Below are 26,105 nucleotides of genomic sequence, written 5' to 3'. Positions count from 1 at the left end.
ATAAGGGTGGAAAATGCAGTATTACATGTTATTCTATGGAGGAATTATGAATTTATCAAATATCATTGCTGGCATTGATGTTAGCAAAAATAAACTAGATATCCACATTCATCCACTTGGACATTATAAAGTATTTGAAAATAACGTTCAAGCTATTGATCAAATACTCGACTTTTTGCATTTACATAATGTAATCAAAGTTGGACTTGAAGCAACTGGTGGGTACGAAAAATTATGTGCTTATACTTTACTAAGCCATGGTTTCGAAGTATATGTAATTCAACCTAGATGGGTGAGAGACTATGCAAAAAGCCTTGGTATTGCTACTAAAACTGATAAAATAGACTGCAGCATTATCTCACGTTATATTAATAATACAGATATGCGCGTTACTCCTTTAAAAGTTAGTAATGTTGACTTCTTGAGGCAAAAGCTATCTCGTAGAAATCAACTAGTAGAAATGGCAAAAATACAAAAAACTCAAGCTCATCAAGTAACTGATATATCCATAATCAAACAAATGGAAGAGCTACTTGTCATATTACAGAATCAAATTCAAGTTTTAGAAGATGAGATGATTGAGTTGATTGAACAAAGTCAAGAGCTTAAAAAAAATACATATCAATAACTAGTATACCAGGTGTAAGTAAAATCACAGCTATTACTATTATTTGTTATCTGCCAGAATTAGGAACTCTTCAAAGAAAGCAAATATCTAGCATTGCCGGAGTTGCACCTTTTAATCGAGACAGTGGTTTTAATAAAGGAAAAAGGTGCATTCAAGGCGGTAGGTCACAAATTAGAACAGTCTTGTATATGTGTATTCTTAGTGCGCGGAAATGGAATTCTTTCATAAAAACTTTTTTTGATAGGTTACATAATCAATATAAAAAACCATATAAAGTTGCTTCCACTGCTGCTATGAGAAAGTTACTTTTACTTGCTAACTCTTTAGTAAGAGATGACAGGGTTTTTACTGAGGAATACAGCCCTAAGTCTGCTTAGATCCAACACTAGCAGATTAGTGTGGATGTGGATAAGTGCGCTTACACAGACTGAAAGCACTTATCCACATCCACACTTTTTAAAAGAATTTAAATCAAATATTACAACTTATTTTTCCAACAGTTGCTGGTGCTCCTGGAACTTGAGTTGGAAGTAGTGCTAAAAAACCGTTTTGTTCTTCAATGGCAATATGGCGAAACCTTACTGATTTACTCGGAAAAAGTTTTAAACTTTCAGTTCGACCAAAACTAATTGGTAAAATATTAATAGCTCCAGTTAATGCTGTCATATTGAATGCTGGATTTGAAAGTGGATTTTGCATAATGTTTAGCTCCTATTAAAAATTAATATAAAATTCAGATTCCTTTACGGACAATAATACCCCTCTCTTCAAGTTGTTTTATTGCTGCTGTTTTTTGCTCTTCAGTTATATTTGCTGGCCAGACAATTGCATGATCAGCAAGTAAAGCTACGCGAGTAATGATTACTGCTTTAATATCTGCATCTTTACTATTTACATCGTTTATAATCACACCTATTGCTGTTTGAGTACCATCTGTGCCTAGCGGATTTAGAGCTCTTATAAAGCCCCCATCATCTGTCTTTTTGCTAACCACTGCTCCAAGCTTTAGGTTTTGTCCCTTAGCAACAGTAATTTGGTCACGTGAGTATAGATTTGATGCCTCATATTTTAAGAGGTCACCAAGATTATTTGGTTCAGTTATACAAGACATGTTTTTCTCCTGGAAATTTTGGCTGATAAAGTTATTAATTTTGTTTTTTCCGCTGAATTTGTAGTTGCTATAGTCCGCGGAATAGCTTTAGCTTTGTAGGTTTATATATTTTGTCGTGCCTTGGCTGCCTGCATCAATAAATCCTCCGAAATTACGTAAAATATGTTAAAAGCATCTTTGGCTTTATAGCCCACCAAGTAAAAATTATTTTTCAGTATTTTTCATTTCTCTATTGACTTTTAACACAACTGCTTATATGGGTCGCTACTTTTAGCTTCAATACTAGCATTCTTATCAAGAAAAAATTTGACCATATCTAGGTCACCACTATAAGCGGCTACATGCAGAGGTGTTCTACCATCATTATCTTTAGCTCCAATATCAGCACCTTTATCCACAAGAAACTTAGCTATATTCAAATTGCCTTGCTGAGCAGTCCAGTGCAGAGGGTTACAACCATAGATGTCTTTATCTTTAACACTAAAATGCTTCCTATCAAAAAGAATTTCTACTATGTCCAACCTACCTTTTTGGATAGCAATGTATAAAGGTGCTAAACGTTTACCTTCAATATCAATAGTTTCAATTTTTCTAGTTAAATCTTCAGCTTCACTGATATCACTTTGCACTATAGCATTAAATACCTGCTCTTTTAATAAATTTACTTTCTCCTTGTTAAAGTCCTCTATAATATCCTCTGAATTACAAACAGAGACTATGCACTTTGGATTAGAAACCATTGTATCATTAAAAGCGAACATCATTTCTCTTGCAGGTTGATAATTACTCCAATTCTCCACTTTTGCAATGGTGCTATTTCCATATGATAGCACTAAACTACCATCAGCAATCTCCATATCAAAACCCAATACAGACTTATCTCTAAAATCAACTAAACCAATGTCATTCTTGCTGATAGGTTGATTATGATAAATCTGTAACCCTTGTTCTTCTGGTTGATAATATCTGAAAGAGTTAGGGTTCATTTCTACATGCTCAAGCCTTAAGTTTGTACTATCAATCTTATAAAGCTCATTATTCATTCGTAATACAATTTGTTGATGTTCTGGGCTTTGAAAATAATCAACTAAACCAATGGATAAAGACCATTTAGTACCTTCACTACCAAGTACTGTAATATCTTTTATCTCTAAGCTATCCTCTGTAAGGTCGGAAATTGATTGATTATAACATTCATTTATATAACTCCTTTTACCCTCTTGTATGCTTATACTATCAACATCTGTTACATTCAATTCAGCAAAATCAATAATATTGTAAGGTATGTTCTGATAAGGCACTGCTTTGCTTTTTATTTTTAAATTAAGTCTTATGGGGAATGACGAGATTTCGTGGTTTAATGTATCTGGTAGTTTGATAATATACTGATGTTGTCCTTCTCCCCCTTCTACTGTGGCGTCTTGATAGTAATTACATAGTGTCATATAGTGATCATAATCATAGCTCCTTCCATTATTACGGTATTTCTGAGTAACGTCAGAATTATTATAGCTAAAATCAACAATTACCTGATCTGAGTATATGCCAGCAATTATCACCTTTTCAGCAGGTATTCCCATATGATTTTTAGTGACTTCTATTTGAGATATTGGTATGTCAAAATTATTGTCATCAGCAATACCTTTTGCAATTTGATAAGTATCAAGTAACTCTTGATCTAGAATACTTGCTTGTATAAATGCTTTTAACTTTTTTTCACTATTTTGTATGATTTCTCTGTCAGTATCACTTCCTGAATTTCTCAACTTTTGATACCTAATATCTTCTATTGTATCAGACAAAGACTTATCTTGTATTGTAACAGACTCTGTTATTCCCTGGCAATTTACTTGAATTACTAGATTTTTAAAATCATCGATTGTAGTACTTGAAGCAATACTTTGTGTATCATTAGCTAAAAGATCTAAGCTATAGCTGTCTTTTTCTGTATCTTTACTTACTCCCCACTGTGTAATATTAGCAACTTGAACCCTTATTACGTCAATATTTCCTTTCATTTTTCCTGTACTGCCTAAATCACTTATTATCCTAGCATTATCACTGTCTTCATTAACGATAAATATTGTTTGCTTTAATCCCCTGTGATGCACGTTTTCTTTGTTGACTACTCTAACTTCATAATCTTTATCTGTGCAGTTAGATGAATTCTGCCAAACTTCCGCGTTTTTTACATTAATTAATCTCGTTTCACAGTGAGTAGTAATATTTTGCTTGTTGTCAGAGTTAGATACATAGTTATATGTGTTAACCAATCTTATGTTATTACTATTACCATAACGTATAGTTCCACTATGCAAATTTGCAGCGATATTATTAGCTTTAACATTCATTACTAGAGTATTTTCTTTTCCTGCTCCACCTTTGAGGGTACCAGACATAGAATTATTAATAATAAAAATAGTTTCATTGTTTTTAGAGCCAATATAACGTATATTACTACCCTCTGGAATATGCATTACTGCTGGATAATTTGCTGCTGCTGTTAACGTTTTTGGCCCTGAAATATATAATATCGATCCTCTAGGAAATGTTTGCTTTTTTGTATTGCCAGGATCTTTCCTTTTCGGATTAGTAAAAATAAAAGGTTCGCCTGAGAGAGTAAAGCTCTCTTGACAGTTTCTATAAATTTTGCCACTGTTACATGGAGCGAACGCATCGTCACCTGTGTGCTTTGTATTGATTATTTTGCTGCATTGAGATTTTTGTATCGGATTTGTTAATGGTGCATCTACAACTCTTAAACCAAGATTTTCATATTCATATTTTGTTAGATGAGGGATATGTTTTGCATCCGTATTAACAACATAAACTTTCTTTTCTTCAATCTCTTGATAGCATTGAGGACTATTCTTTATACCACAGATAAACCTTTCCCAACCTTCACTCATAACCAAAGTATAAGGTGTCATAGTCAATATCTTAGAGATATCAATAGAAGACAAATCTCTTTTTACACTAGAAGCTATATTAATCTTGTCAAAAGAGATATCTTTATATTTTTTTTCTAAATCACATGTCCACTTCATCTGCGTCGCACAACCAGGACCATACGGTGATGGCATAATACATATAGGCTGTGCACCCATATTTTTAATCACCTCACTATATTTCTCTTCAATGGAGATTACGTATTGTACAACCGCATCTATGTCATAATTGTCATTTAACAGTTTAATAGCTGCTTCTTTTACGTAAGTTAAATAACCTTTTATTCTAATTGTATCTTCATATTCTTTTTCTACATCTCTTCCTGTAAAAAACTTAATCACCCCTGCAAAAAATACTTCCGCTTGTTTACCACCAGGTAATAGAGGCACTTGCTCTGCTATCGCTTTAGTATACTCCATTCTTTCATGAATTTTTACGCCCATTGTTATCAATACATCAGCAACCATAGTAACTACTGCTGCCCTACCTAAAACTTTGCCTGCAGCAGATAACCCCCTTAAAATCTTAGTAGTAGCACTTACACTTTTTATCGTAAAACTAACCCCTGCACTTATAGGCCTTATGCTCATGCTTGCTAGTTTTATACCACTACTAGCTGTCCAATAATAATTTAATGGATGATTATTACCTTGAGCTATTTCGTTTATACTGTATCCAAATTGATAAGCAATGGTTGCAAATGTAATACTTTGAACTACAGGATTACTGATAACCTTAACAAAAGCTTGACGTGCAGGCCCTGGTATTTTACCAATCAGTTTTCCTACTTTACTACTAGGAGAAATACTTACACTCGTCCTAACATCATCCATAGCATCTAGTATACCATTGATACCAAATACTTGCTTTAAAGCATCATTATTATGTCGTCCAAGTGTTGCTGTATCACCTATACTATCAAGCAAGTCATATATAGCCATCATGGAAAAAAACTTTCCACCTTTTGCTCCTTTTATTTTCGCTGAATCAAATTTATCACGATCAAATGCAATTCCTTTTTCTTTAAGGCTGCTTTCTACATTACTAATATAATCTGCAAAAACTTTTTCACCAAGATCATCAAAATGACTTTTAAACCTGTCGAAAGTATCTTCCCTAACTCCTTTTGCTAATAAATTCTGTTTAATTTCCTTTACAATATCATTGTAATCTTGATTAGTTCCAACATCTTGAACATCACCTATGTCTTCAATGTATTTTTTATTCTCTAACAACTGCTTATCATTTGATAGTTGATGTAATTTATTATGAATTTTCTCTCTTTCTGCATCTGTAGTAAAATTTTTAATTATATCATCGAATTTTACTTCATAGCCATCGATGCTTAAATAATACTCAATATTTTGTCCTTTTATTTTTTCTTTTATAACGCGATCCTTATCTCTGCCTACTTTTACTAAGATCTCAATACCATCACTATAATCATCTACAAAATATCTTTCTGCATTCTTCATTTCTATAATATCACCTATTATCAATTTTTTATCATTACCATTGTTATCTTTTACTTTTACATATACATCAGTCCTATCAGCATTGCCTATCATATCAAACACTTGCTCACGACCTATATCTACAATTTCATTAGTTAAATCCTTAGCATTATCAATATCAAATAGCTCTTTAACACGTTGCTTTTTTTCTTCCTTTGTAACCTTTTCTTCATCACGTGAATCTATGCAGGGTATACCTATATCACGTCTTTTCCTTGTTGCACATTGGCTAAAACTAAAAATAGAACTATGAACTACCTTAACAGGAGTAAACTCATTTTTGCTTGGTAGAATAAGAGAATCTGCATTACTCGCTCCTTTGTCAAAAACAACACCCATAAAAGCCACTTTCCTGCCATCTGTAAGCGTTTTATAAGTAACACCTTTTACATACTCCTTATTTATCTGATCATTTGCCTCTTTTACTAATGCATCAGCTGTTTTACCTTCCCTTGGTCCCTTAAGCTCTAATCCTACTGGATCATACTCCTTAGCATTACTAGCTCCTTCTGCAAACTTAATACCATGAACCAGCATATCAATACGTTTTCCCCTGCCAGTTTGAAACTCTGTTAATACTAATGCTCTAGGAGATTCTTCTAATTTCAAATCACTATAATAACTAAATGCCCCATGTAACACTCCTTGAAAATGAGCCTCTTCATTAATAAAATCTCTAAAAGAAAACATTCCTTCTCCAACTTTCTTTAGTAGTGAATTATATTTATCTACTGGTAGAGACTGACCTGCTGCAGGAGTAACTTGAGACTTAAGTGCCTCATCAAATGCCTCTCTTAGTCCATTAGGGTAAGGAACATCTTTTAATTCTCCTTTGAAAAACTCTTTCCCTTTTTTGTATTCATTTAAGGAATTATATCTATTAACCTCCTCTATGTTAAAAAAATCTGACTTCTTTTCCTCATGTAAACTTATGTATACCTCTGTGATTTTGCTTTGCTCCGGTAGATCACCAGGTATAGGTATCTTTTTACTGCTACGATCCCCTCTTTCCCCTTCTCTAACATGAAAAATAAATACCTCTTTACTACGACCTTCTCTAATCAACGCAAAAGTTGTTACAGGCTTTCCGGATCTTGTGGTAGAAGCAAGAGAATATTCACCGTATGAAAATATAAATTTCTTTAGATCCGCTCTTTTAAATTTATCAGCAAGAAGAAGTTGCCCTAAGAGAAATCTACTAAAGTAATTACCTCCTTTCTCTGGCGTACCAGGAAATGTGTGATAAATACGCTCCAGTGGCTGCTTGATTTTTTCTTTAACATTAGTGACCGTATCTTGTCTTCCATCCCAATCTGAAGCTTCCTTCAAGAGTGCTTGCATTGTAGGTAGAGCAATTTCTCTGTCTTCACGAGGTGATATATGCATTGAAAATTTTTCACCTTCAGTTGAATCCAAATTTAACCCTACACACAGTACATTATCTGAAATAGTCAAAACACGCATTGTATTTGGCTGAAAGCCTTTTGCATAATCTTTTGCTTGCTCTAATGCAATAGCTGGTGTAGTTTGACTCCCATCTTTTACTTTACCTCCTTTCTCTAACTCTTTTAACTCTTCTTTAGTGGCAGCTTTCAGTTCTATAATAATAGGAACAGCATTTAATGATCTATCCTTACCACGAGGCACTAGAACAATATCAGCGTAACCTCTTCCTGCAAATTGCTCTAAGTAAACCCTGAGATTATGTCTATAGCGAAAATTTACTAAAGCACCTGCTATAAACCCATGATGTGCTGCTTCTCGTGCTTTATCAGCATAAGTAAACGAACCCTTGTATTTTGAGTGAACTTTACTGATTCTATCAATGACTTTCTTGGAAGATTCTTCAACTTTACTTGCATCAGAATTAGTTAACTCAGCTATATAATCCTCGGGCTTGCTTTTTGTATTATCATTTTGATCTTTCCATATTTCCTCTTCTTTTTTAATTTCGTAAAAATTATGACTAATAGCAGAGTCAAGTATTTCTTTATCTTGTGTTTCAACAAAAATATTTTCTTCATTTTTGTTGATTTGCACTAACTTAGATTTAACCCTACCTTTAATTCTATCTTTAATACCTCGTGCCGTACCGATCTTTTGTTGAGTGTCAGGATGCAAATTTTCTTTTAATATATATTCCAGTTCACCAGAAGTAAATTGATGACCAGAATTACCATCTTCTGAAATAGAAAATAGTTCTATACCTTCAATAGCATCTACATCACTTTTAATTTGACTATTTTTAACAACAACTACCTTTAATGTTTTTGCAGTGTCAAAACGAAAATAAACTTTTTTAACACCTAATCTTTCCGCAATTTGTGTATCTGGTAAAATAGAAAAGCTTCCTAAAAAGAAATGCGAAAAAAACCCTTCTTTACCTACCGAATGTAAATATGATGGAACCTGGTCAATGTATGATTGAAACCTTGCTTTGAAAGATTCAAAATCACTTTTTTGTTGGGTTGAAGTACTTGGGCCAGGTTGACTAACTCCCGCTGTCTCTCGAATTAACAGCTCTATTAATTCAAAATCTTGTGGTTTTTCTTGACTTAACATATAGCCCCCTAAATTATATAATAACTTTTTATTCACCTAACCTTATATGAGATTTATCATGCATTTTGTTAAGCTTTACATCAGATAAATCACCACTTGGACCAGGTATACTCTTTTGGTCAAGATCTACATCAACAGAACCACTATAAGATAAAAACTTATTTAATGAAGCGCGATCTCCTTGCTCTAAGATGGAACATATGTAACCTGCTCGCTTAGAACTCATAAATTCTTCAATCTGTTTAGAATTAGTTTTGTCCAATATTGCCCACACTTGCTCCATACAACCTTTCTCAACCAAAGGTACTAATAAACTTCCTTGAAAAGTAGAATTGTTCATCACTTCTCCATTTAATGCTAAGGTACGATGACTATCGAATCCATCTTTCATCAACATATGCATCAAAAGCTTCGCACCTACATTTAAGTATTGCCCAGAACAACCTCCAATTTTTATATTTCTTAACCAGGTACAATAATAACTACCCACCACCACATCACTTGGCTTTAAGCAGTCGAATAACTTTTGAAATTGATCAAAGTTAAACATTTCTAACATTCTACCTAGAGAACCATAATAACCATTTTTCTCCAAATCTCTTTTCAAAAGCTCTGGATATCTATCAGGATTTATTTGGCTTAAACAAAATTCAAACACATCAGGATATCCATTATCGTGTGCTGCATGCACTGCAATTTTCATAAAAACCTTATCTTTTTCCTGAGCACTTAACTCACTTTCAGGTAATGATTTTATCTTATTCCAAAAGAACTCTACTGCTTCTACACGTTTTCTACGCATACTTATTGCTGCACGGTGTAAACCAAGCACATAGGGATGCTGATCTTTTAGATCTAACTCTGCAATGTATCCACTAACGAAATGCGACCAAAATTGCATCATCGCATCTGTATACCAACTTCCACTTACTGATTTGACTAACTTTTTTAATGCATCTGAATCTCCATCCTTTATTTCATCTTCCCGTTTAAAATGCTCAAATAGGGTAATGATGTCTTCTTCTAAGCAACACCAACATGCAATTTGGTAACGATCAAAATCATCTAGCGGATTATTTGTACCTTTCCAACTCTTGGGTTCAATCATCTTTTTAGCCACTATTCTTCTATTGAGTTTGATACCATGTATCGTATCGGTTTTTTCCCAACATTCTTCATCTGACAATATATCAAGGAAAAAAGGAAGGTTTCCGGTATTAATAGTCTCCAAGTACCCACGCCCCCAATTCCTTATTTGAAGTTGTTTAGATTCTTTATAAGGATCGTCATCCTTAATAATAGAGAAAGCTGCCTTGGTTAGGTCATCTAAGTCCATAATTCTTACCTCCACAAACAAAAGCGTATTAAGATATAGAACTATGATAATTTATACATTCTATATCATTTTTAACATCGTACTACATCTTTGTAACCTGTCAATCACTATTTTAGAAAAACTTTCTAACCCAAAGTAATTTTCAATGAAAGCCTTTTAATAGGCTGAATATATGATATTTTATTTATTTTTAAATTCTGTTTTTTATAAGTTTATCTTAATTCTTCCACAAACAAATTATTATTAACTTAGCAAGATATATTATTAAGATCTCAAGTAAAGCAACCATTTCCAGCACCAAAAAACAAGGGCGGTGAGAACATTTCGTTTTGGGATCGTGTGGTCTACCTGCTAACCGACAGCTAACATTAACTACCAATATCGTATCTGAAGAAGCCCCCTGGCCATTCTAAAAAATTTAATGCTGAGTACACCTTACTTTTGGCTTCCTCTATAGTGCTCCCTTCTGCTACTATATTTAGCACTCTTCCGCCATCTGAAACCCAATTACCACTCTCATCTAATTTAGTACCAGCGTGAAATACCAATATACCAGGAATGCTTTCAATTTTATCTAATCCCTTAATTACTTCTCCCTTTTGATAATCACCCGGATAGCCTTTACTTGCAACAACTACACAAACTGTAGATTTGTTGTTAAGTTCCACCATTTTGACATTTAACTTTCCTTCTGCAACTGACAACATCAATTTTAACAAATCGCAATTTGAATCAAATCTAGGTAATATAGATTGCGTTTCTGGATCACCGAATCTAACGTTATACTCGAGAAGTTTTGGGCCATCTCTGCAAATCATTAAACCAGCAAAGAGTACTCCCTTATAAGGCGTACCCATGTTAACCAATGCTTGAGCTGTAGGGTATATTATTTTTTGGATGATTTTTTGCTCCATGTCCTTACTTATAATTGAAGGTGATGAGTACGATCCCATACCCCCAGTATTTTGGCCTTCATTATTTTCATTCACTCTCTTATAATCTTTTGCGCACCCAAGAGTTACTACTTTCAACCCATCAACAAGAGCAAAAAAGCTTACTTCTTCTCCAATTAAAAATTCTTCTATGATTATTTCTTCACCTGATTCACCAAATTCTTTCTCCACTAGCATTGAATCTATTGCTGAAAAAGCTTCGTTTTCTGCGCAACATATCATCACGCCTTTCCCTGCCGCAATTCCATTTGCTTTCACTACAAGTGGAAACTTTATTTTATTGCTACGTACAAAATCTTTAGCTAATCCTTCATCAACAAAACACTCGTACTTGGCAGTTGGTATGCCATATCGCTTGCATAGTCCTTTGGTGAAAGACTTTGATCCCTCAAGTTTTGCAGTTGCTTGACTCGGAGCAAAAACATTTATTCCCTCTGCAACTAAATCATCAGCAAGTCCATCAATTATTGGTTGTTCTGGACCAATAACAACCAACTCTATATTTTCTCTCTTGCAAAATTGTGTAACATCCACTGAATTTTGAATATTTACATCCACAAGAGTCCCAAGATCTTTCATAGCTTGGCGACCAGGAGTTACATATAACTCAGTCAAGATAGGAGATTTTTTTAGAGCCCAAAGTAGAGCGTGCTCACGTCCACCAGAACCTATAACCAGAACCTTCATCTTTATTTCCTCGCTTTTCTATATGTCAAAATTATTATTTGCTTATAACAGTATCATTACTCATGTATTTTTGCAACACGTTTGGTATTGCAATCGACCCGTCAGAATTTTGATGATTCTCCATTATGGCAACAATCGTTCTTCCTATAGCTAAAGCTGAGCCGTTTAAAGTGTGAACATATTTTTTTATCTTTTTATCAGTTTCTGAAGAGTATTTAGCGTTCATCCTTCTTGCTTGAAATGCACCACAATTTGAGCAGCTTGATATTTCTCTATATTTATTTTGCTCAGGTAACCATACCTCTATGTCATAAGTCCTTTGTGCAGCAAAACCCATATCACCACTACACAGTAGCATTACTCTATACGGTAATTCTAGTTTTTTTAATATCTCTTCAACAACAATCGTCATGCGCTCAAGTTCATCATTTGATTGGTCTTCAGTTGTAATACTCACCAACTCCACTTTACCAAATTGGTGTTGCCTTATCATGCCTCTCGTGTCTCGCCCTGCGCTGCCTGCTTCTTTACGAAAACACTCTGAATACGCAGTAAAACGAATAGGCAGTTCTTTTTCCTCTACTATTTTATCAGCAACCAAATTTGTTAAAAACACTTCACTTGTGGGAATCAACCTCAATTCGTCGGTAGTTAAATACGAATCGTCAGAAAATTTTGGTAGCTGACCAACGTTATACATAGCTTCGTTTTTCACCAAAGCTGGGTGGTACACCTCAGTATAGCCAAATTCATTAACATGCATTTCAAGCATAAAATTTATTAGCGCTCGTCCAAGCTTAGCTAACTGTCCTTTTAATATCGCAAATCTTGATCCGGAAATTTTCGCCGCTTGTTCGAAGTCCATTAAACCTAATTTTTCTCCGAGTTCATAATGAGATTCTGGTACAAAATCAAACTGTCTTTTTCCTCCATATCTTCTCACCTCTAAATTAGAGTTCTCATCTGCGCCTATTGGCACATCTTGCGCAGGAATATTCGGCAAGTTAGATAAAACATTCACTAACTTATCCTTTTCTGCTTGTTCCTTTAAGCTAATTGCCTCTATCTCATTCGTGATGTCTTTTGACAACTCTATTTGCTCTTCACAAGGGCTCTTGCTCATTTTAAGCTTCTTTATTTCCTCTGTGATTTCATTGCGCTGCCTATTTAAATCTTGCAATTTAGTGGTTAATGACCTTTTCTCGTGATCAATTTCTAATATCTCTTTTGCAGTAAACTCTCTTATCCCCCTGCTTTTCATTGCCTTTTCAAATCCTTCAGGGTTTTTGCGTATATATTCTATATCGTGCATATATTGTGCTATTACTAACACTGTTACTGTACTTCAAAAGCTCTTAATATTCAATATTTTCTCATACTACTAAAATTATTATGGTTGATTTTTTTGTTAGAATTTGTTAAAATTTAATTAACTTAGCATTCATAGGATGTAGTATGGGCATCACAGAAAAATATAATCAATTTAAAGAGAGCACTTACTTTGCTGGTGGGAAATTCGTTATCTACGCTACTTGCGTATGCCTAGCAGCCACATTTGCTGTTGGCTGTTTGGGGTTGATAATAGGATTTCCTCTATTGACCTTTCCACTTGCTATGCTAATTTCTCATCCTGTGATTTGGATTATAATGGGAGTAGTCCTTACAGCAGCATACAAAATGATTGTTAAACCTTTATTTCACTTGGTAAAAGGTTATGTTAATGGAAAAGGAGCAGGTCAAGGTGAGCAAAAAACTCAAGATGGAGATAGTGGTGTTGTACCAGGCAGTGAACCCGATTCAAGGAACAGTAGTCGTAGAAGCTCTTTGGATAGTAGTTTGGGTGGTAAAGAGTTTCATGAAAATTTGGACACTCTTGTGCATCAAACAAATAGAAAGAATTACGCTTACTGGTTGCAGCAACATGATATTGCTAATATTGCAAGAATTAAATATAAGTATTCAGAAGATTTTACGGATGGTGTATTCTTCTGTATTCCTGGTAATCTTGAAACCTTGAGTGAAAGGTTGGGAGAATATAAAAATAAAGCAGAACGAGAGAGTTCGAAAAGGATATTTACTTCAGTTATTAATTTGGGTGGTAATCATTGGGTAACGCTAGTTGTTGCATACAACTCGGATAATAAACAATTTAGAGCTTATTATTGTGATTCTTTTAGTGCTGATTTACCAAGTCCTGGTAGTCAACGTAAGAAAATAGAACTTGCAAATGCAATTAAAGAATTGGTTACACCTCTTACTGATCAAGCTAGTGAGTTGAATGCGCAAGGAAAAAAAGAAATGAGTAAAGATGTCAAAGAGACAGCACAAACGTGTCGGAACAAGAAAAATGAATTAATTAATGTCCCAATAAATACTGATAATATAGTGAGCGCACTGGAAGCAGTTTTGGAAATAGAGAACTGTAATATAAGAAGCTCCGGAGCCAAACAACAAAGCGATGGACATAATTGTGGAATATTTGCATTGGAAAACGCTCATAGGATTACGCAAATGCTCAACGAAGGTAAATCATTTGATGAAATTGACGCAGAGTTATCGGAATACAAGCCTAATCCAGAACAATTGCAAAAGAAAAGAAGAGAGTTTACAAAAGCGCTTATGGAAGATGAAAAATGGAAGGAAGATCTAGAAAACGGGCTTTTATGCGATCTTCCACCAGGAACGGACACCTCTCTTACCTCAAGGGTGCAGAATACAGCTCAGTTTGCTATATAGTTTACAATGAAGGATTACCATTAACCTTATGCCCCTCCAAATAGGAAGTTTGACGATTGATTCTTCAGTTATTTTAGCTCCAATGTCAGGGGTAACTGATTATCCGTTTAGAAGTATTGTAAAGAAGCTAGGTGCAAGTTTGTTAGTTTCAGAAATGATTGCAAGCAGAGCCATGATTATGCAAACTCGCCAGAGTCTGCAAAAAGCAAAAGTCGATGAATTAACTGCTGTGCAGCTTGCTGGATGCGAGCCGGATGTAATGGCAGAGGCTGCAAAGCTCAACGAGGATATGGGTGCAAAAATAATAGATATAAATTTCGGTTGTCCTGTTAAAAAAGTTGTAAACGGTTATGCAGGATCAGCACTAATGCGCGATGAGAAAAAAGCCGCTGAGATAATTGAGGCCGTGGTCAAAGCAGTGAATGTGCCAGTTACGGTAAAAATGCGCACTGGATGGAACGATGAAAATCGCAATGCACCGAGGCTTGCGAAAATTGCCGAAGACTTAGGAGCAAAAATGATCACTGTGCATGGAAGAACGAGGGCACAGCTCTATAACGGCCAAGCAGATTGGAAATTCGTTAGAAATGTTAAGGAGCAAGTGAAAATTCCAGTTATAGTAAATGGCGATATTAAAAATTTAAATGATATTCAGAATGCTCTCAAAGAATCTGGAGCAGACGGAGTGATGATAGGTCGTGGTGCCTACGGTAAACCTTGGCTGATTAATCAAGCAATGAACTTTCTCAGTGGAAGTGAAACTTCTGAGCCAACAGCTTCAGAGAGATTAAGCATCATACTCGAGCATTACGACAATATTCTTGAGTACTATGGAAATAACACAGGAATAAAGATGGCCCGCAAACACATAGGTTGGTACAGTAGCGGGCTTCAAAGCTCATCTGAATTTCGCATGAGAGTAAATAACATGACAGATAGCACAGAAGTGAAAGAAAATATTATTGGCTTTTTTGGTCAAGAGACACACTAGCTGTACTCAATTCGACTGATCATATGCCACTACGCTCTCTTCCTCACCAGAGTGTAAATGACAATTATTATCCATAAACCATTTCTCGTCATAAGTTTCAATATCAAAATATTTTTCATATTTATCTATATTATCACAAAGTGAAAGTGCTCTGATCTTATTCATAATCAAACCTGTACCAGCAGGAATTAATCTTCCTACTATAACATTTTCTTTTAATCCACTTAAAGGATCACTCTTCCCGCAGAATGCTGCTTCTGTAAGTACTTTTGTTGTCTCTTGGAAAGAAGCAGCAGAAATAAAGGAGCTAGTTTCAAGACTTGCCCTAGTAATCCCCTGCAGAATAGGAAGATAATGAGCAGGCCGTTTGCCAGAGTTACTCATAGCATCATTTTCCCTATCAACTTCCAGCTTGTCAATGCTTTCGCCAACCAAGTACATAGTATCACCAGGATCAGTAATTTCCACTTTTTGTAGCATTTGTTTTAAGATCACCTCTAAATGCTTGTTGTCTATACGAACACCCTGCAATCTATAAACTTGCTGTATTTCAGAAATCATATAGTGCGCTAAAGCTTCTAACCCAAGCACACGTAAAATATCATGGAGATCAGGGTCACCATCCATCAATAGATCACCTTTACGTACAAAATCACCTTCATTGACTATTACATGCTTACTTCTTGATACCAAATATTCAACTGGAGAAATTTGTTCATCTACAGGTTTAATTAATATACTGCGTTTTCCTCTACGGTCTTTTTCAGAAAACGCTACATAGCCATCTATCTCACTAACAATAGCATGCTCTTTAGGACGACGTGCTTCAAATAACTCTATAACCCTCGGTAAACCACCAGTAATATCACGAGTTTTAACTGACTCTCTTGGTGTTCTTGTAATAACATCACCTGCATGAACCTTCTGGCCATTTTGTACATTGAGCACTGCACCAATTGGTATAAAATAACATGCTTCAACGCCACTTGCGAGTGTCATTACTTCACCATTATCGTCAAGCAGCACAATACGAGGACGTAAACTAGCTCCACCAGAATGCAATTTCCAGTCTTTTACTACTTTGCTTGATATTCCTGTAGATTCATCCATCACTTCAGTGATCGAAATTCCATCTTTTAAGTCCTGATAAGACACTGTACCAGTCTTCTCCGTGATAATAGGCAATGTATAAGGATCCCATTCCGCAACTTTATCGCCAATTTTTACTGACCCACTCTCATCCACATAAAGTTTAGCACCATAAGGTACACTATGCTTCAACTTCTCACTACCAAGGCTATCAACCAACACGACTTCACAGGAACGGCTTATCACAATTTTATTTCCGTTTCTATCTATAATTATATTACTATTGTTTAACTTTATTTTAGCACTAATAGAAGCTATAATATTTGAGGATTCAACGCCTCTAGTCATTACCCCACCTATATGGAAAGTACGCATCGTTAACTGAGTACCTGGCTCTCCAACAGATTGAGCAGCTATAACACCAACTGCTTCACCTATTGAAACAATTTTACCAGTTGCAAGGTCTCTTCCATAACACAAAGAACACACACCAGGACTTATTTCACAAGTTAAAGGCGATCTAATTTTTACAGCATCAAGACCTGCAATGCTGATTTGCTTTACTTTATCCTCATCAATTAATTCCCCTGCTTTTACTAATAATTCTTTTGTCACTGGGTTATATATACCATTTGCAGATGTTCTACCCAGCACAACACTCTCTAGAGATGCAACTATAGTACTTCCTTCAACTGTAGCTCTCACAACAAGACCATTTTTTGTTTTACAGTCATGCTTTGTAACTATGCAATTTTGAGACACATCAACTAAACGACGAGTTAAGTATCCAGAGTTTGCAGTTTTAAGCGCAGTGTCAGCTAAACCTTTACGCGCACCGTGAGTAGAATTAAAGTATTCAAATACGTTCAATCCTTCACGGAAATTAGAAATTATAGGTGTTTCTATAATCTCACCAGAAGGTTTGGTCATGAGCCCTCGCATTCCTGCTAGCTGTTTCATCTGTGAAGTAGAACCCCTTGCACCAGAGTTAACCATCATATACACTGAGTTGTACTTACTATTTCCATCATATATAGATATTGCTTTTAACATATCATTAGCTATCATATCCGTACACTTAGACCATTCATCTATAACCTTGTTATACCTCTCACTTCTAGTTATTAGCCCATCTTGATATTGCATAGAGAATTTCTTAATTTCACCCCTCGCGTGATCAACATGTGTAGCTTTAGTTTCAGGTATAACCAGATCACAACGACCAAAAGAAACACCAGAAAATGTGGCATACTCAAAGCCAAGTACCATTAATTTATCAGAAAATGCCACTGTAGCACTTTGACCACAGTTACGATATACTAAATCAACTATACCAGTTATTTCCTTGACTGTTAATATCTGATTTATTAGATCGAAGCCTAGATTCTCATGCTTAGGAAAAATTTGCCATAATATTAAACGGCCAGGAGTTGTACAAACAGTTTTATAGTGAGTTTCACCGCTGCTATTAATATACTCCATCCTATACTTTATACTAGAATGAATATGTAAAGTACCATCACTCAAAGAATGCTCAACTTCACAAAAAGCACCAAAAGATGGTAAATTATCTTCCTTAGGTTCTTGTAAAGTCAGATAATATATACCAAGTACTATATCTTTACTAGGAACTATAATCGGTCTGCCATTAGAAGGACTTAAAACGTTATTAGTGGACATCATCAACACCCTAGCTTCAAGCTGAGCTTCCAATGAAATTGGCACATGCACTGCCATTTGGTCACCATCAAAATCAGCATTAAACGCCGTACAGACAAGCGGATGAAGCTGTATTGCTTTGCCTTCAATAAGGATTGGCTCAAAAGCCTGAATACCAAGTCTATGTAGCGTAGGCGCTCTATTCAACAAAACAGGATGCTCTTTTATTACCTCTTCAAGCATATCCCAAACTTCTGGTTTTTCTGCTCTTATCAACTTACTAGCAAACTTAATAGTTGGAGCCATACCATACATCTTAAGCTTTGAGTAAACAAAAGGTTTGAATAGTTCAAGAGCCATTCTTTTTGGTAATCCACACTGATTTAGTTTCAAAGTTGGACCAACAACTATTACAGAACGTCCAGAGTAGTCTACCCTTTTTCCTAAGAGGTTCTGGCGAAAACGACCCTGTTTTCCTTTTAACATATCACTAATGGACTTTTTATATCCAACAGCACCAGCTTTGTTTACCAAAGTATTACGACGACTATTATCAAAAAGAGAATCAACTGCTTCTTGTAACATCCTTTTTTCATTACGAATCATAATCTCAGGAGGATTTAAGCTCAACAATTTCCTCAACCTGTTATTTCTATTAATAATAGTCCTATAATGATGATTCAGATCAGAAACTGCAGGACGACCACTTTCAAGCGATACCAAAGGACGCAAATCAGGTGGTAAAATAGGTATAGTTGTAAGTATCATCCACTCAGGCCTATTTCCAGATTTAATGAAGTTTTCAATAATACGCAATCTCTTTATAATTTTCTTTCTTCTTATCTCAGAAGCAACAGACTCTAATTCTAGTCTTAAATCCTTCCTAATTTCATGTAAATCAAGGCGCGTTAGCAACTCTCTTATAGCTTCAACACCTTGCATAGCTACAAAACTATCGATCCCATAGCTATCTTTAGCTTCATTATAAGCTTTTTCACTAATAATCTCACCTTTTTCAAAAGGCGAAACAAGAGGATCTATCACGATATAATTATCGCTATATAAAATATTCTCAATATCTCTGAGAGACATATCCAATAATGCTCCAATTCTTGAAGGAAGCGATTTCAAAAACCATATATGAGCAACAGGAGATGCAAGCTCTATATGACCCATCCTTTCTCTTCTTACTTTAGAAGATGTAACTTCTACTCCGCATTTTTCACATATGCGACCTCTGTGTCTTCTTTTTTTGTATTTTCCACATAAACATTCATCGTCATTGACAGGGCCAAAAACCTTAGGGCAAAATAATCCACCTTTCTCAACTTTGAACGTACGATAATTTGCAGTTGAAACATCTTCTATCTCACCACAAGATATACGCTTAATACTTTCAGGGCTAGCAATCGATATGCTAACCTCATTAAAAGGTTGTGCAATGTTAGTGTGAGATATATCTTCAATCACTACATCATTTTGCTTTAAATCTACATTTAAACATAAAGAACGTAGTTCTTTTATCATCACATTAAAGGATTCAGGAATTCCACATTCAAAATTACTGTCACCTTTTATTATCGATTCGTAAATCTTAACTCTACCATTAATATCATCAGACTTCACAGTTAACATTTCCTGCAAAGTATAAGCAGCACCATAGGCTTGTAATGCCCAACATTCCATTTCACCAAAACGCTGACCACCAAAATGAGATTTTCCTCCTAGAGGTTGTTGAGTAACCAAACTATAAGGCCCTACTGAACGCGCATGAATTTTACCATCAACCAAGTGGTGCAACTTAAGCATGTACATGTAACCAACTGTAACCTTGCGGTCGAATTTTTCACCACTGCAACCGTCATATAATACAGCTTGTCCAGAGTTATCCAAACCAGCAAGTTCAAATAATTTTGCTATTTGTTCATCTTTTGGACCCTCAAATACAGGTGCAGCAACAGGAACGCCATCACGTAATTTACGTGCAAATTCAATGAGATTATTATCACTAATATTACGAATATCATTACAGATAGATACGTTACTACCATAGCTATAAACCTCAATCAGGAAATTACGTAAATTGCTGTATGAACTTTTACAAGAGTTCAAATAGTTCTCTACTAACGCATTCAACTCGTCATTTAGTGCATTTTTATTAGGTGTATTTAAAACAGAAGCCATTATTTCATCATCATCAATATTTTCAATTTTTTTATTGTCAAGGTATGCTACTGCAAATTGTGTAAAATTATCATCGTTAAGGGACCTAATTCCCTTGCAAAAAGCACTTTTGATTTTATTGATCTCATCGAGAATATTACTTACCCTTTCCCCTAATTTTCTACAAGCCCAACCTACATGCGTTTCCAGTATTTGCCCTACATTCATTCGTGAAGGAACACCAAGAGGGTTAAGAATAATATCAACAGGAGTACCATCTTCCAAATAAGGCATATCTTCCACTGGCACAACTCGAGAGATCACACCTTTATTCCCATGTCTACCAGCCATTTTATCCCCTGGTTGCAGACTATGTTTCACAGCAATGAAAACTTTTACTGACATCGACACACCTTGAGGCAGGTCATAACCTTCATGTAATTTTTCTACTTTTCGCTTAAACTGTGCTATTGCATGTGATACTTTTTCATCAAAATCTTTTTTTAAGCTCTTAACTTGCTCAGAAATGGGTTGGTTTTTTAATCCTATACCCCACCATTGCTCACGTTCAATAGAGTCAAATTTTTCTCGATCTTGAGAACCAGAATTAATAAGAAGTTTCTTCAGTTCATCATAGAAATATTCACTAGTAACATTGATTATATAATCTCGCTCTTCCTCAAAGTCATTTACCTCTTTTTGTTTGATGAGTAATGCCCTTTCATTTTCTTCAACCCCCCTGCGTGTAAAGACTTGTACATCAATTACTGTCCCTTCAACATCTGGAGATGTATATAAAGAGGAATCTGCACAATCGAATGACTTTTCACCAAAAATTGTCATTAATAACTTCGTTTCAGGAGGCAATGAAAGAGAAGGTTTAGGTGTAACTTTACCTACCAGAATATAGCCTGGACCAACTCTTGTACCAATTTTCACTATACCACTATCATCCAAGTGATATAGATTTTCTTCATTAACACCAGGTATAGCACGAGTTATTTTTTCTGATCCTAAAGGGGTATCATGTACAACACAGTCAAATTCTTCTATATGAATAGAAGTAAAGAGATCTTTTTTAACAACTTCACTAGAAATAATAATAGAGTCTTCAAAATTATAACCTTGCCAAGACATAAAAGCGACTAGCAAATTTTTACCAAGCGCCAACTCACCACTGTTAATTGCAGGACCATCAGCTATTACATCACCCTTTTTAACATAATCACCTACGCACACTAGCGGTCTTTGATTAATACAAGTATTATGGTTAGAACGCTGAAATTTCCTTAGATGATAAATATCTACGTCCAAGTAGTTAACCCTTTCTTTATCAAAAGCACGTATAACTATAGAGTTACTATCAGAACTATCAACTATGCCATCGCGTTTTGCTAAAACTACAGCACCAGAGCCAGAAGCTACGAAAGACTCCATACCAGTAGCAACCAGAGGAGCGGTAGGCTTCAATAAAGGTACGGCCTGACGTTGCATATTTGAGCCCATTAATGCTCTATTAGCATCATCATTTTCTAAAAATGGAATCAAGGAAGCCGCAACTGATATTACCTGCTTAGGAGATACGTCAATGTAACTCACCTGATCACTACTTACCATAATGAAACTACTAGCATATCTACAGTATAGCATATCATCAACAAAGCAATTATTTTCATCGAGCTTTGCGCTGGTATCAGCTATATAATATAAACCTTCATCTATGGCAGACAGATACTCAATTTGATCAGTAACAACCCTATTAACTACTTTTCTATAAGGACTTTCAATGAAACCATATTTATTAATACGCGCGTATATAGCTAAACTGTTGATTAACCCTATGTTTTGCCCTTCAGGAGTCTCAATAGGGCAAATTCTTCCATAATGAGTTGGATGAACATCACGCACTTCAAATCCTGCCCGTTCTCTTGTTAAACCGCCAGGACCTAACGCGGACAACCTTCTTTTATGTGTTATTTCAGATAACGGATTAGTCTGATCCATAAATTGAGATAATTGAGAAGAATTGAAGAAATCTCTTAAGACATTAGTTAACACTTTTGGATTAATAAAATCAGATGGAGAAACTTTATCTAAACTAGAAGTGGACATAGAATCAACTATTGCGCGTTCCAATTTCAACAACCCAGTTCTAAATTGATTTTCTATAAACTCTCCAACTGATCTTACTCTTCTGTTTCCTAAATGATCAATATCATCTACAGATCCTTGACCGTCACGTAACAATACTATTTTTTTTACAATTTCAATAATATCTTCATACGTTAAAACAGTTAAATCCTCATCATAATTTAATCCAAGGTAAGAGTTAAGCTTCAACCTACCAATGTTAGACAAATCATAATATTCCGGACTGAAGAAAAGATTACGGAAAAACTCCTCTACTATCTCTAAAACAGGAACTTCACCAGGACGCAAAACTCTATATATTTCATATAGCGCATCCTGATAAGACATGTTTTCGTCTAAGAAAAGCGTATTTAATATATAAGGTCCAACAGATACATTATCTATGTTCAATACTGATATTTCATCCACAGACAATAACTCAAGCTTCTTTATGTCTTCCAGCTTTATAGATTCACCAGCAGATAAAATTTTCGTAGAGCTAGCACTATCCATTAAATCTTCTGCGAGGAATAAACCACATATAGAATTAAAAGGAACCAGATACTCTTTCAATTCATTATCATATAGCTTTTTAGCTAGTCTTGAGGTGATACGAACGTTAGCTTTAAGCAGCACATTACCTTCAATATCCATTAAGTCGAAAGGCAACCTCACTCCTTTAAATTTATCAGGAACAAAAGGCACTTTCCAACCATCTTTATGTTTTACATACTTTATTTTCTCATAAAATCTATCGAGTATATCATTATTTGATAGACCTAACGCCTTTAACAAAACTGAGATTGGCAATTTTCTTTTTCTATCAACACGAAAATACAAATGGTCTTTAACATCAAATTCAATATCAAGCCAAGAACCCCTATAAGGAATAATTCTAGCAGAATAGATCAATTTACCAGAATTGTAAGTTTTTCCCTTATCGCTATCAAAAAATACACCAGGAGACCTATGCATTTGTGAGACAATAACTTTTTCTACACCATTAATGATGAAAGTGCCCTTATCAGTCATCATAGGCAACCCACAAAAGTGGACTTCCTGCTCTTCTATAGATTTTACAACGGTTGCAAGTTTAGAATGATCTCCACTCTCTTTAATCGATTTATATTCATCAAGAGAAATACCATCCTGCATAACAACAAGACGTATAGAAGCAATAACCTGAGCAGAAAAAGTTACACCACGCTTTATACACTCAGATTCATCATACTTAGGATCATCTACCCTACAACTTATAAACTCAATAGTAGCCCTACGCAAAGGATCATTTATTGGAAAGATTGTATGAAAGATAACTTCAAGTCTTTCATTACCCTTATTCTTAGGAGCAAATGAATCATACGATTCTTTTTGAACCTTAACCAAATCCAATAAAGAATCTTTTAAATCAATCGACCTAGAATAAGAAACTCTAGGGACAAAAGCACCAGAAGCGTACATATAAGAAGAATCAACCATTAAAATACCCCAAACTAATTAAAAGAGCTATATCAATATAAAATTAATACATTAAATATTATTCAAGCTCCACTTTAGTTGCTCCTGCTTCAATAAGTTTTTGCTTGATTTTTTCTGCTTCGTCTTTAGGAACATTAGCAGTTAAATCTTTAGGTAAAGATTCAACCAACTCTTTTGCTTCTTTTAAACCCAATGTAGAATTAACTTCTCTCACAGCTTTAATAACTCCTATTTTTTTACTCGCATCAATTTCTTTAATCACAACTTTATACTCAGCTTTTTCTTGAGCAGCAGGAGCAGCAGCATTATCACTAATAGGCGCCCCAGCACCAACAGCCCCACCAAGAAAAGAACCAGCAGGCAACCCTATTTTCTCTTCTAGAACTTTTACAAGTTCAGAAGCCTCTAATAGGTTTAAAGATAATATTTTATCAACCAAATCACTTGTTACATTACTCATAATTACCACCTTACTTAACAACAAATTTATTTTTTAGAACTATAATAATCCAAAACTCTCATAAGCCTCATAGAAGATGAATTAATAGACAACGCCAATCGAGCAGGAATATCATAAGATATTAAACGCATAATTTTAACACGCAACTCATCCAAAGAAGGCAACTTAGCCAGTTTATTAACATCTTCCACTGTTAACAATTCATTTATATGAGCCGCGCAAATCACAGACATTTTTTCTTTGTTAGCATTAATAAAATCAACTATTAACTTTGCAGCTTCTACTATGCCACTAGAGTATATAATAGCAACAGAACCAGAAAATTTGCCTGATAAATAAGAAAATTTACCAGTCCTTTCCAAAGCCAAGCGCGCTAGAGTGTTTTTAACTACTAATACCCCACCTGCTATAGACTTCAGGCTATTCCTCAGAGTTAATGAATCATTAGCATTTATAGATTTAAAATTTACTAATATCAAGAAATCATTATTTACAAATACGTTTATTGTGCTCTGTATAAATTCATCCTTATTTTTACGCTTCACGGTATCACTCCCTTAAATTATATCTTCCACTTTGCTTATCTTATAAGCTTCACCCATAGTTGAATTTAAAAAAACACCCTTAAAGTAAATTCCTTTCGCAGAAATAGGTTTATTATCTTTAATTACTTTAAGAAAGGCTTTTAAATTTTCTAGCAAGTCATCAATATCAAATTTAATATTTCCTAATTTACCATGAATAACACCATTTTTATCTGTTCTAAATTTTATCTGACCAGACTTAATGGTTTTAATAGCTTCTGCAATGTTAGAAGTCACAGTACCAAATTTAGGGTTAGGCATCAGCCCTTTAGCACCCAATATTTTTGCAATAGGAGTGATTTTTGCCATAAAATCAGGAGTAGTAATGCACCAATCAACATCTAATTTTCTACCCTTTTTTATTTCTTCAACTAAATCCTCTCCTCCTGGAATATCAGCACCAGCTTTTTCAGCTTCTAATAAATGTTTATCTTGAGCGAAAACAGCTACTTTAATATTCTTCCCGATACCTTTAGGCAAAACTACTGTACCACGCACCTGCTCTTCAGATTTACGTGAATCTACGCCTAAATTGACTGCAATATCAACTGATTCATTAAATTTTGCTGAAGCAGACTCAATAATCTTCTTCAAACACTGCTTAGGATTATCATTATATGTATTCATTTACCTAACCTTCCACAACTTCTATACCCATAGATTTTGCAGTGCCTACAACCATTTTCACTGCTGAATCTTCATTATCCACTTTCATATCAACCATCTTGCACTTTGCCACTTTAATTATAGCAGACATAGGTAATTTAGCCACTAATTCTTTACCAGGATTACCAGAACTTTTACTTAATTTAGCCTCCTGCTTAAGTAAATAAGCCACAGGTGGACCGCTGACAGTAAAATCATGAGAGCGATCATCCTTTATGGAAATTCGCACTGTTACTAAATCGCCTACTTTATAATTAGCGTTAGCAGCGCTAGTAACTTTATTAAAAGCTTCACAAAACTTAGGAACAGGTATACCACGTGGACCAAGTACTGAAGCAATTTTCGGTCCTGGAATTGCTTTCCCAGCTTCCATAAGTAAGTTAATCTTAGCAACTATAACACTCATAA

General features: G+C 35.0%; 14 protein-coding genes and 1 pseudogene. 4 read left to right on the top strand and 11 right to left on the bottom strand.

Annotation, left to right across the window (positions count from 1 at the left end):
• Positions 1 to 46: 46 nt before the first annotated feature.
• Together AAGD68_RS02405 and AAGD68_RS02400 are read left to right on the top strand one after the other, a co-directional pair.
• Complete coding sequence (locus tag AAGD68_RS02405) at positions 47 to 628, top strand: IS110 family transposase (protein WP_265045410.1); 582 nt, start codon at positions 47 to 49, stop codon at positions 626 to 628.
• Positions 619 to 1,005: a transposase gene (locus tag AAGD68_RS02400; protein ID WP_341814384.1), complete on the top strand. Its 387-nt coding sequence runs from the start codon at positions 619 to 621 to the stop codon at positions 1,003 to 1,005. Before AAGD68_RS02405 ends, AAGD68_RS02400 begins: the two co-directional genes overlap by 10 nt.
• A gap of 112 nt (positions 1,006 to 1,117) precedes the next feature.
• Here the strand turns inward: AAGD68_RS02400 and AAGD68_RS02395 are convergent.
• The 6 genes and pseudogenes from AAGD68_RS02395 to serS all read right to left on the bottom strand — a co-directional run.
• Positions 1,118 to 1,327: pseudogene (locus tag AAGD68_RS02395) on the bottom strand (major capsid protein); the annotation flags it as partial.
• A 34-nt stretch (positions 1,328 to 1,361) separates the two neighbouring features.
• Positions 1,362 to 1,739, bottom strand: coding sequence for a head decoration protein (locus tag AAGD68_RS02390; protein WP_264687786.1), 378 nt, complete (start codon positions 1,737 to 1,739; stop codon positions 1,362 to 1,364).
• 239 nt (positions 1,740 to 1,978) lie between these two features.
• Positions 1,979 to 8,800: an ankyrin repeat domain-containing protein gene (locus AAGD68_RS02385; RefSeq protein WP_341814335.1), complete on the bottom strand. Its 6,822-nt coding sequence runs from the start codon at positions 8,798 to 8,800 to the stop codon at positions 1,979 to 1,981.
• Complete coding sequence (locus AAGD68_RS02380; RefSeq protein ID WP_265016379.1) at positions 8,793 to 10,100, bottom strand: hypothetical protein; 1,308 nt, start codon at positions 10,098 to 10,100, stop codon at positions 8,793 to 8,795. Before AAGD68_RS02380 ends, AAGD68_RS02385 begins: the two co-directional genes overlap by 8 nt.
• Before the next feature lie 368 nt (positions 10,101 to 10,468).
• On the bottom strand, positions 10,469 to 11,740 hold the full coding sequence (gene purD, locus AAGD68_RS02375; RefSeq protein WP_253307305.1) for a phosphoribosylamine--glycine ligase: 1,272 nt from the start codon (positions 11,738 to 11,740) through the stop codon (positions 10,469 to 10,471).
• Positions 11,741 to 11,774: 34 nt separating this feature from the next.
• Positions 11,775 to 13,052: a serine--tRNA ligase gene (serS, locus tag AAGD68_RS02370; RefSeq protein ID WP_265045402.1), complete on the bottom strand. Its 1,278-nt coding sequence runs from the start codon at positions 13,050 to 13,052 to the stop codon at positions 11,775 to 11,777.
• Positions 13,053 to 13,195: 143 nt separating this feature from the next.
• Between serS and AAGD68_RS02365 the strand changes: the two genes are divergently transcribed.
• Positions 13,196 to 14,476, top strand: a complete 1,281-nt coding sequence (locus tag AAGD68_RS02365; RefSeq protein WP_341814334.1) for a hypothetical protein — start codon at positions 13,196 to 13,198, stop codon at positions 14,474 to 14,476.
• A gap of 28 nt (positions 14,477 to 14,504) precedes the next feature.
• The gene (gene dusB, locus AAGD68_RS02360) at positions 14,505 to 15,467 is read left to right on the top strand and encodes a tRNA dihydrouridine synthase DusB (protein ID WP_264735904.1); all 963 of its coding nucleotides are present in this window, start codon (positions 14,505 to 14,507) and stop codon (positions 15,465 to 15,467) included.
• A 6-nt stretch (positions 15,468 to 15,473) separates the two neighbouring features.
• Here the strand turns inward: dusB and AAGD68_RS02355 are convergent, their stop codons facing one another.
• From AAGD68_RS02355 to AAGD68_RS02335, 5 genes are read right to left on the bottom strand one after another with little or no spacing between them, the layout of a single operon-like run.
• Positions 15,474 to 23,987, bottom strand: coding sequence for a DNA-directed RNA polymerase subunit beta/beta' (locus tag AAGD68_RS02355; RefSeq protein WP_265045398.1), 8,514 nt, complete (start codon positions 23,985 to 23,987; stop codon positions 15,474 to 15,476).
• A 58-nt stretch (positions 23,988 to 24,045) separates the two neighbouring features.
• Positions 24,046 to 24,447 carry a 50S ribosomal protein L7/L12 gene (gene rplL / locus AAGD68_RS02350; RefSeq protein WP_253307301.1) on the bottom strand — a complete coding sequence of 134 codons (402 nt, stop codon included), beginning with the start codon at positions 24,445 to 24,447 and terminating at the stop codon, positions 24,046 to 24,048.
• A 26-nt stretch (positions 24,448 to 24,473) separates the two neighbouring features.
• A complete protein-coding gene (gene rplJ, locus AAGD68_RS02345; protein WP_253307300.1) occupies positions 24,474 to 24,992 on the bottom strand; it encodes a 50S ribosomal protein L10 in 519 nt (172 codons plus the stop codon).
• 12 nt (positions 24,993 to 25,004) lie between these two features.
• Complete coding sequence (gene rplA / locus AAGD68_RS02340; RefSeq protein ID WP_341814333.1) at positions 25,005 to 25,658, bottom strand: 50S ribosomal protein L1; 654 nt, start codon at positions 25,656 to 25,658, stop codon at positions 25,005 to 25,007.
• A gap of 4 nt (positions 25,659 to 25,662) precedes the next feature.
• Positions 25,663 to 26,103: a 50S ribosomal protein L11 gene (locus AAGD68_RS02335; protein WP_253307298.1), complete on the bottom strand. Its 441-nt coding sequence runs from the start codon at positions 26,101 to 26,103 to the stop codon at positions 25,663 to 25,665.
• Positions 26,104 to 26,105 lie beyond the last annotated feature (2 nt).

It is taken from the genome of Wolbachia endosymbiont (group A) of Machimus atricapillus, assembly GCF_964027095.1.
Taxonomy (GTDB): Bacteria; Pseudomonadota; Alphaproteobacteria; order Rickettsiales; family Anaplasmataceae; genus Wolbachia.
This window is presented reverse-complemented; position numbering and strand designations above follow the sequence as displayed.

What these genes read in the sequence shown, in the direction of transcription:
- AAGD68_RS02405 (WP_265045410.1), top strand. Translation starts at nt 47, where the DNA reads ATGAATTTATCAAATATCATTGCTGGCATTGATGTTAGCAAAAATAAA.
- AAGD68_RS02390 (WP_264687786.1), bottom strand. Translation starts at nt 1,739, where the DNA reads ATGTCTTGTATAACTGAACCAAATAATCTTGGTGACCTCTTAAAATAT.
- AAGD68_RS02380 (WP_265016379.1), bottom strand. Translation starts at nt 10,100, where the DNA reads ATGGACTTAGATGACCTAACCAAGGCAGCTTTCTCTATTATTAAGGAT.
- purD (WP_253307305.1), bottom strand. Translation starts at nt 11,740, where the DNA reads ATGAAGGTTCTGGTTATAGGTTCTGGTGGACGTGAGCACGCTCTACTT.
- serS (WP_265045402.1), bottom strand. Translation starts at nt 13,052, where the DNA reads ATGCACGATATAGAATATATACGCAAAAACCCTGAAGGATTTGAAAAG.
- AAGD68_RS02365 (WP_341814334.1), top strand. Translation starts at nt 13,196, where the DNA reads ATGGGCATCACAGAAAAATATAATCAATTTAAAGAGAGCACTTACTTT.
- dusB (WP_264735904.1), top strand. Translation starts at nt 14,505, where the DNA reads ATGCCCCTCCAAATAGGAAGTTTGACGATTGATTCTTCAGTTATTTTA.
- AAGD68_RS02355 (WP_265045398.1), bottom strand. Translation starts at nt 23,987, where the DNA reads ATGGTTGATTCTTCTTATATGTACGCTTCTGGTGCTTTTGTCCCTAGA.
- rplL (WP_253307301.1), bottom strand. Translation starts at nt 24,447, where the DNA reads ATGAGTAATGTAACAAGTGATTTGGTTGATAAAATATTATCTTTAAAC.
- rplA (WP_341814333.1), bottom strand. Translation starts at nt 25,658, where the DNA reads ATGAATACATATAATGATAATCCTAAGCAGTGTTTGAAGAAGATTATT.
- AAGD68_RS02335 (WP_253307298.1), bottom strand. Translation starts at nt 26,103, where the DNA reads ATGAGTGTTATAGTTGCTAAGATTAACTTACTTATGGAAGCTGGGAAA.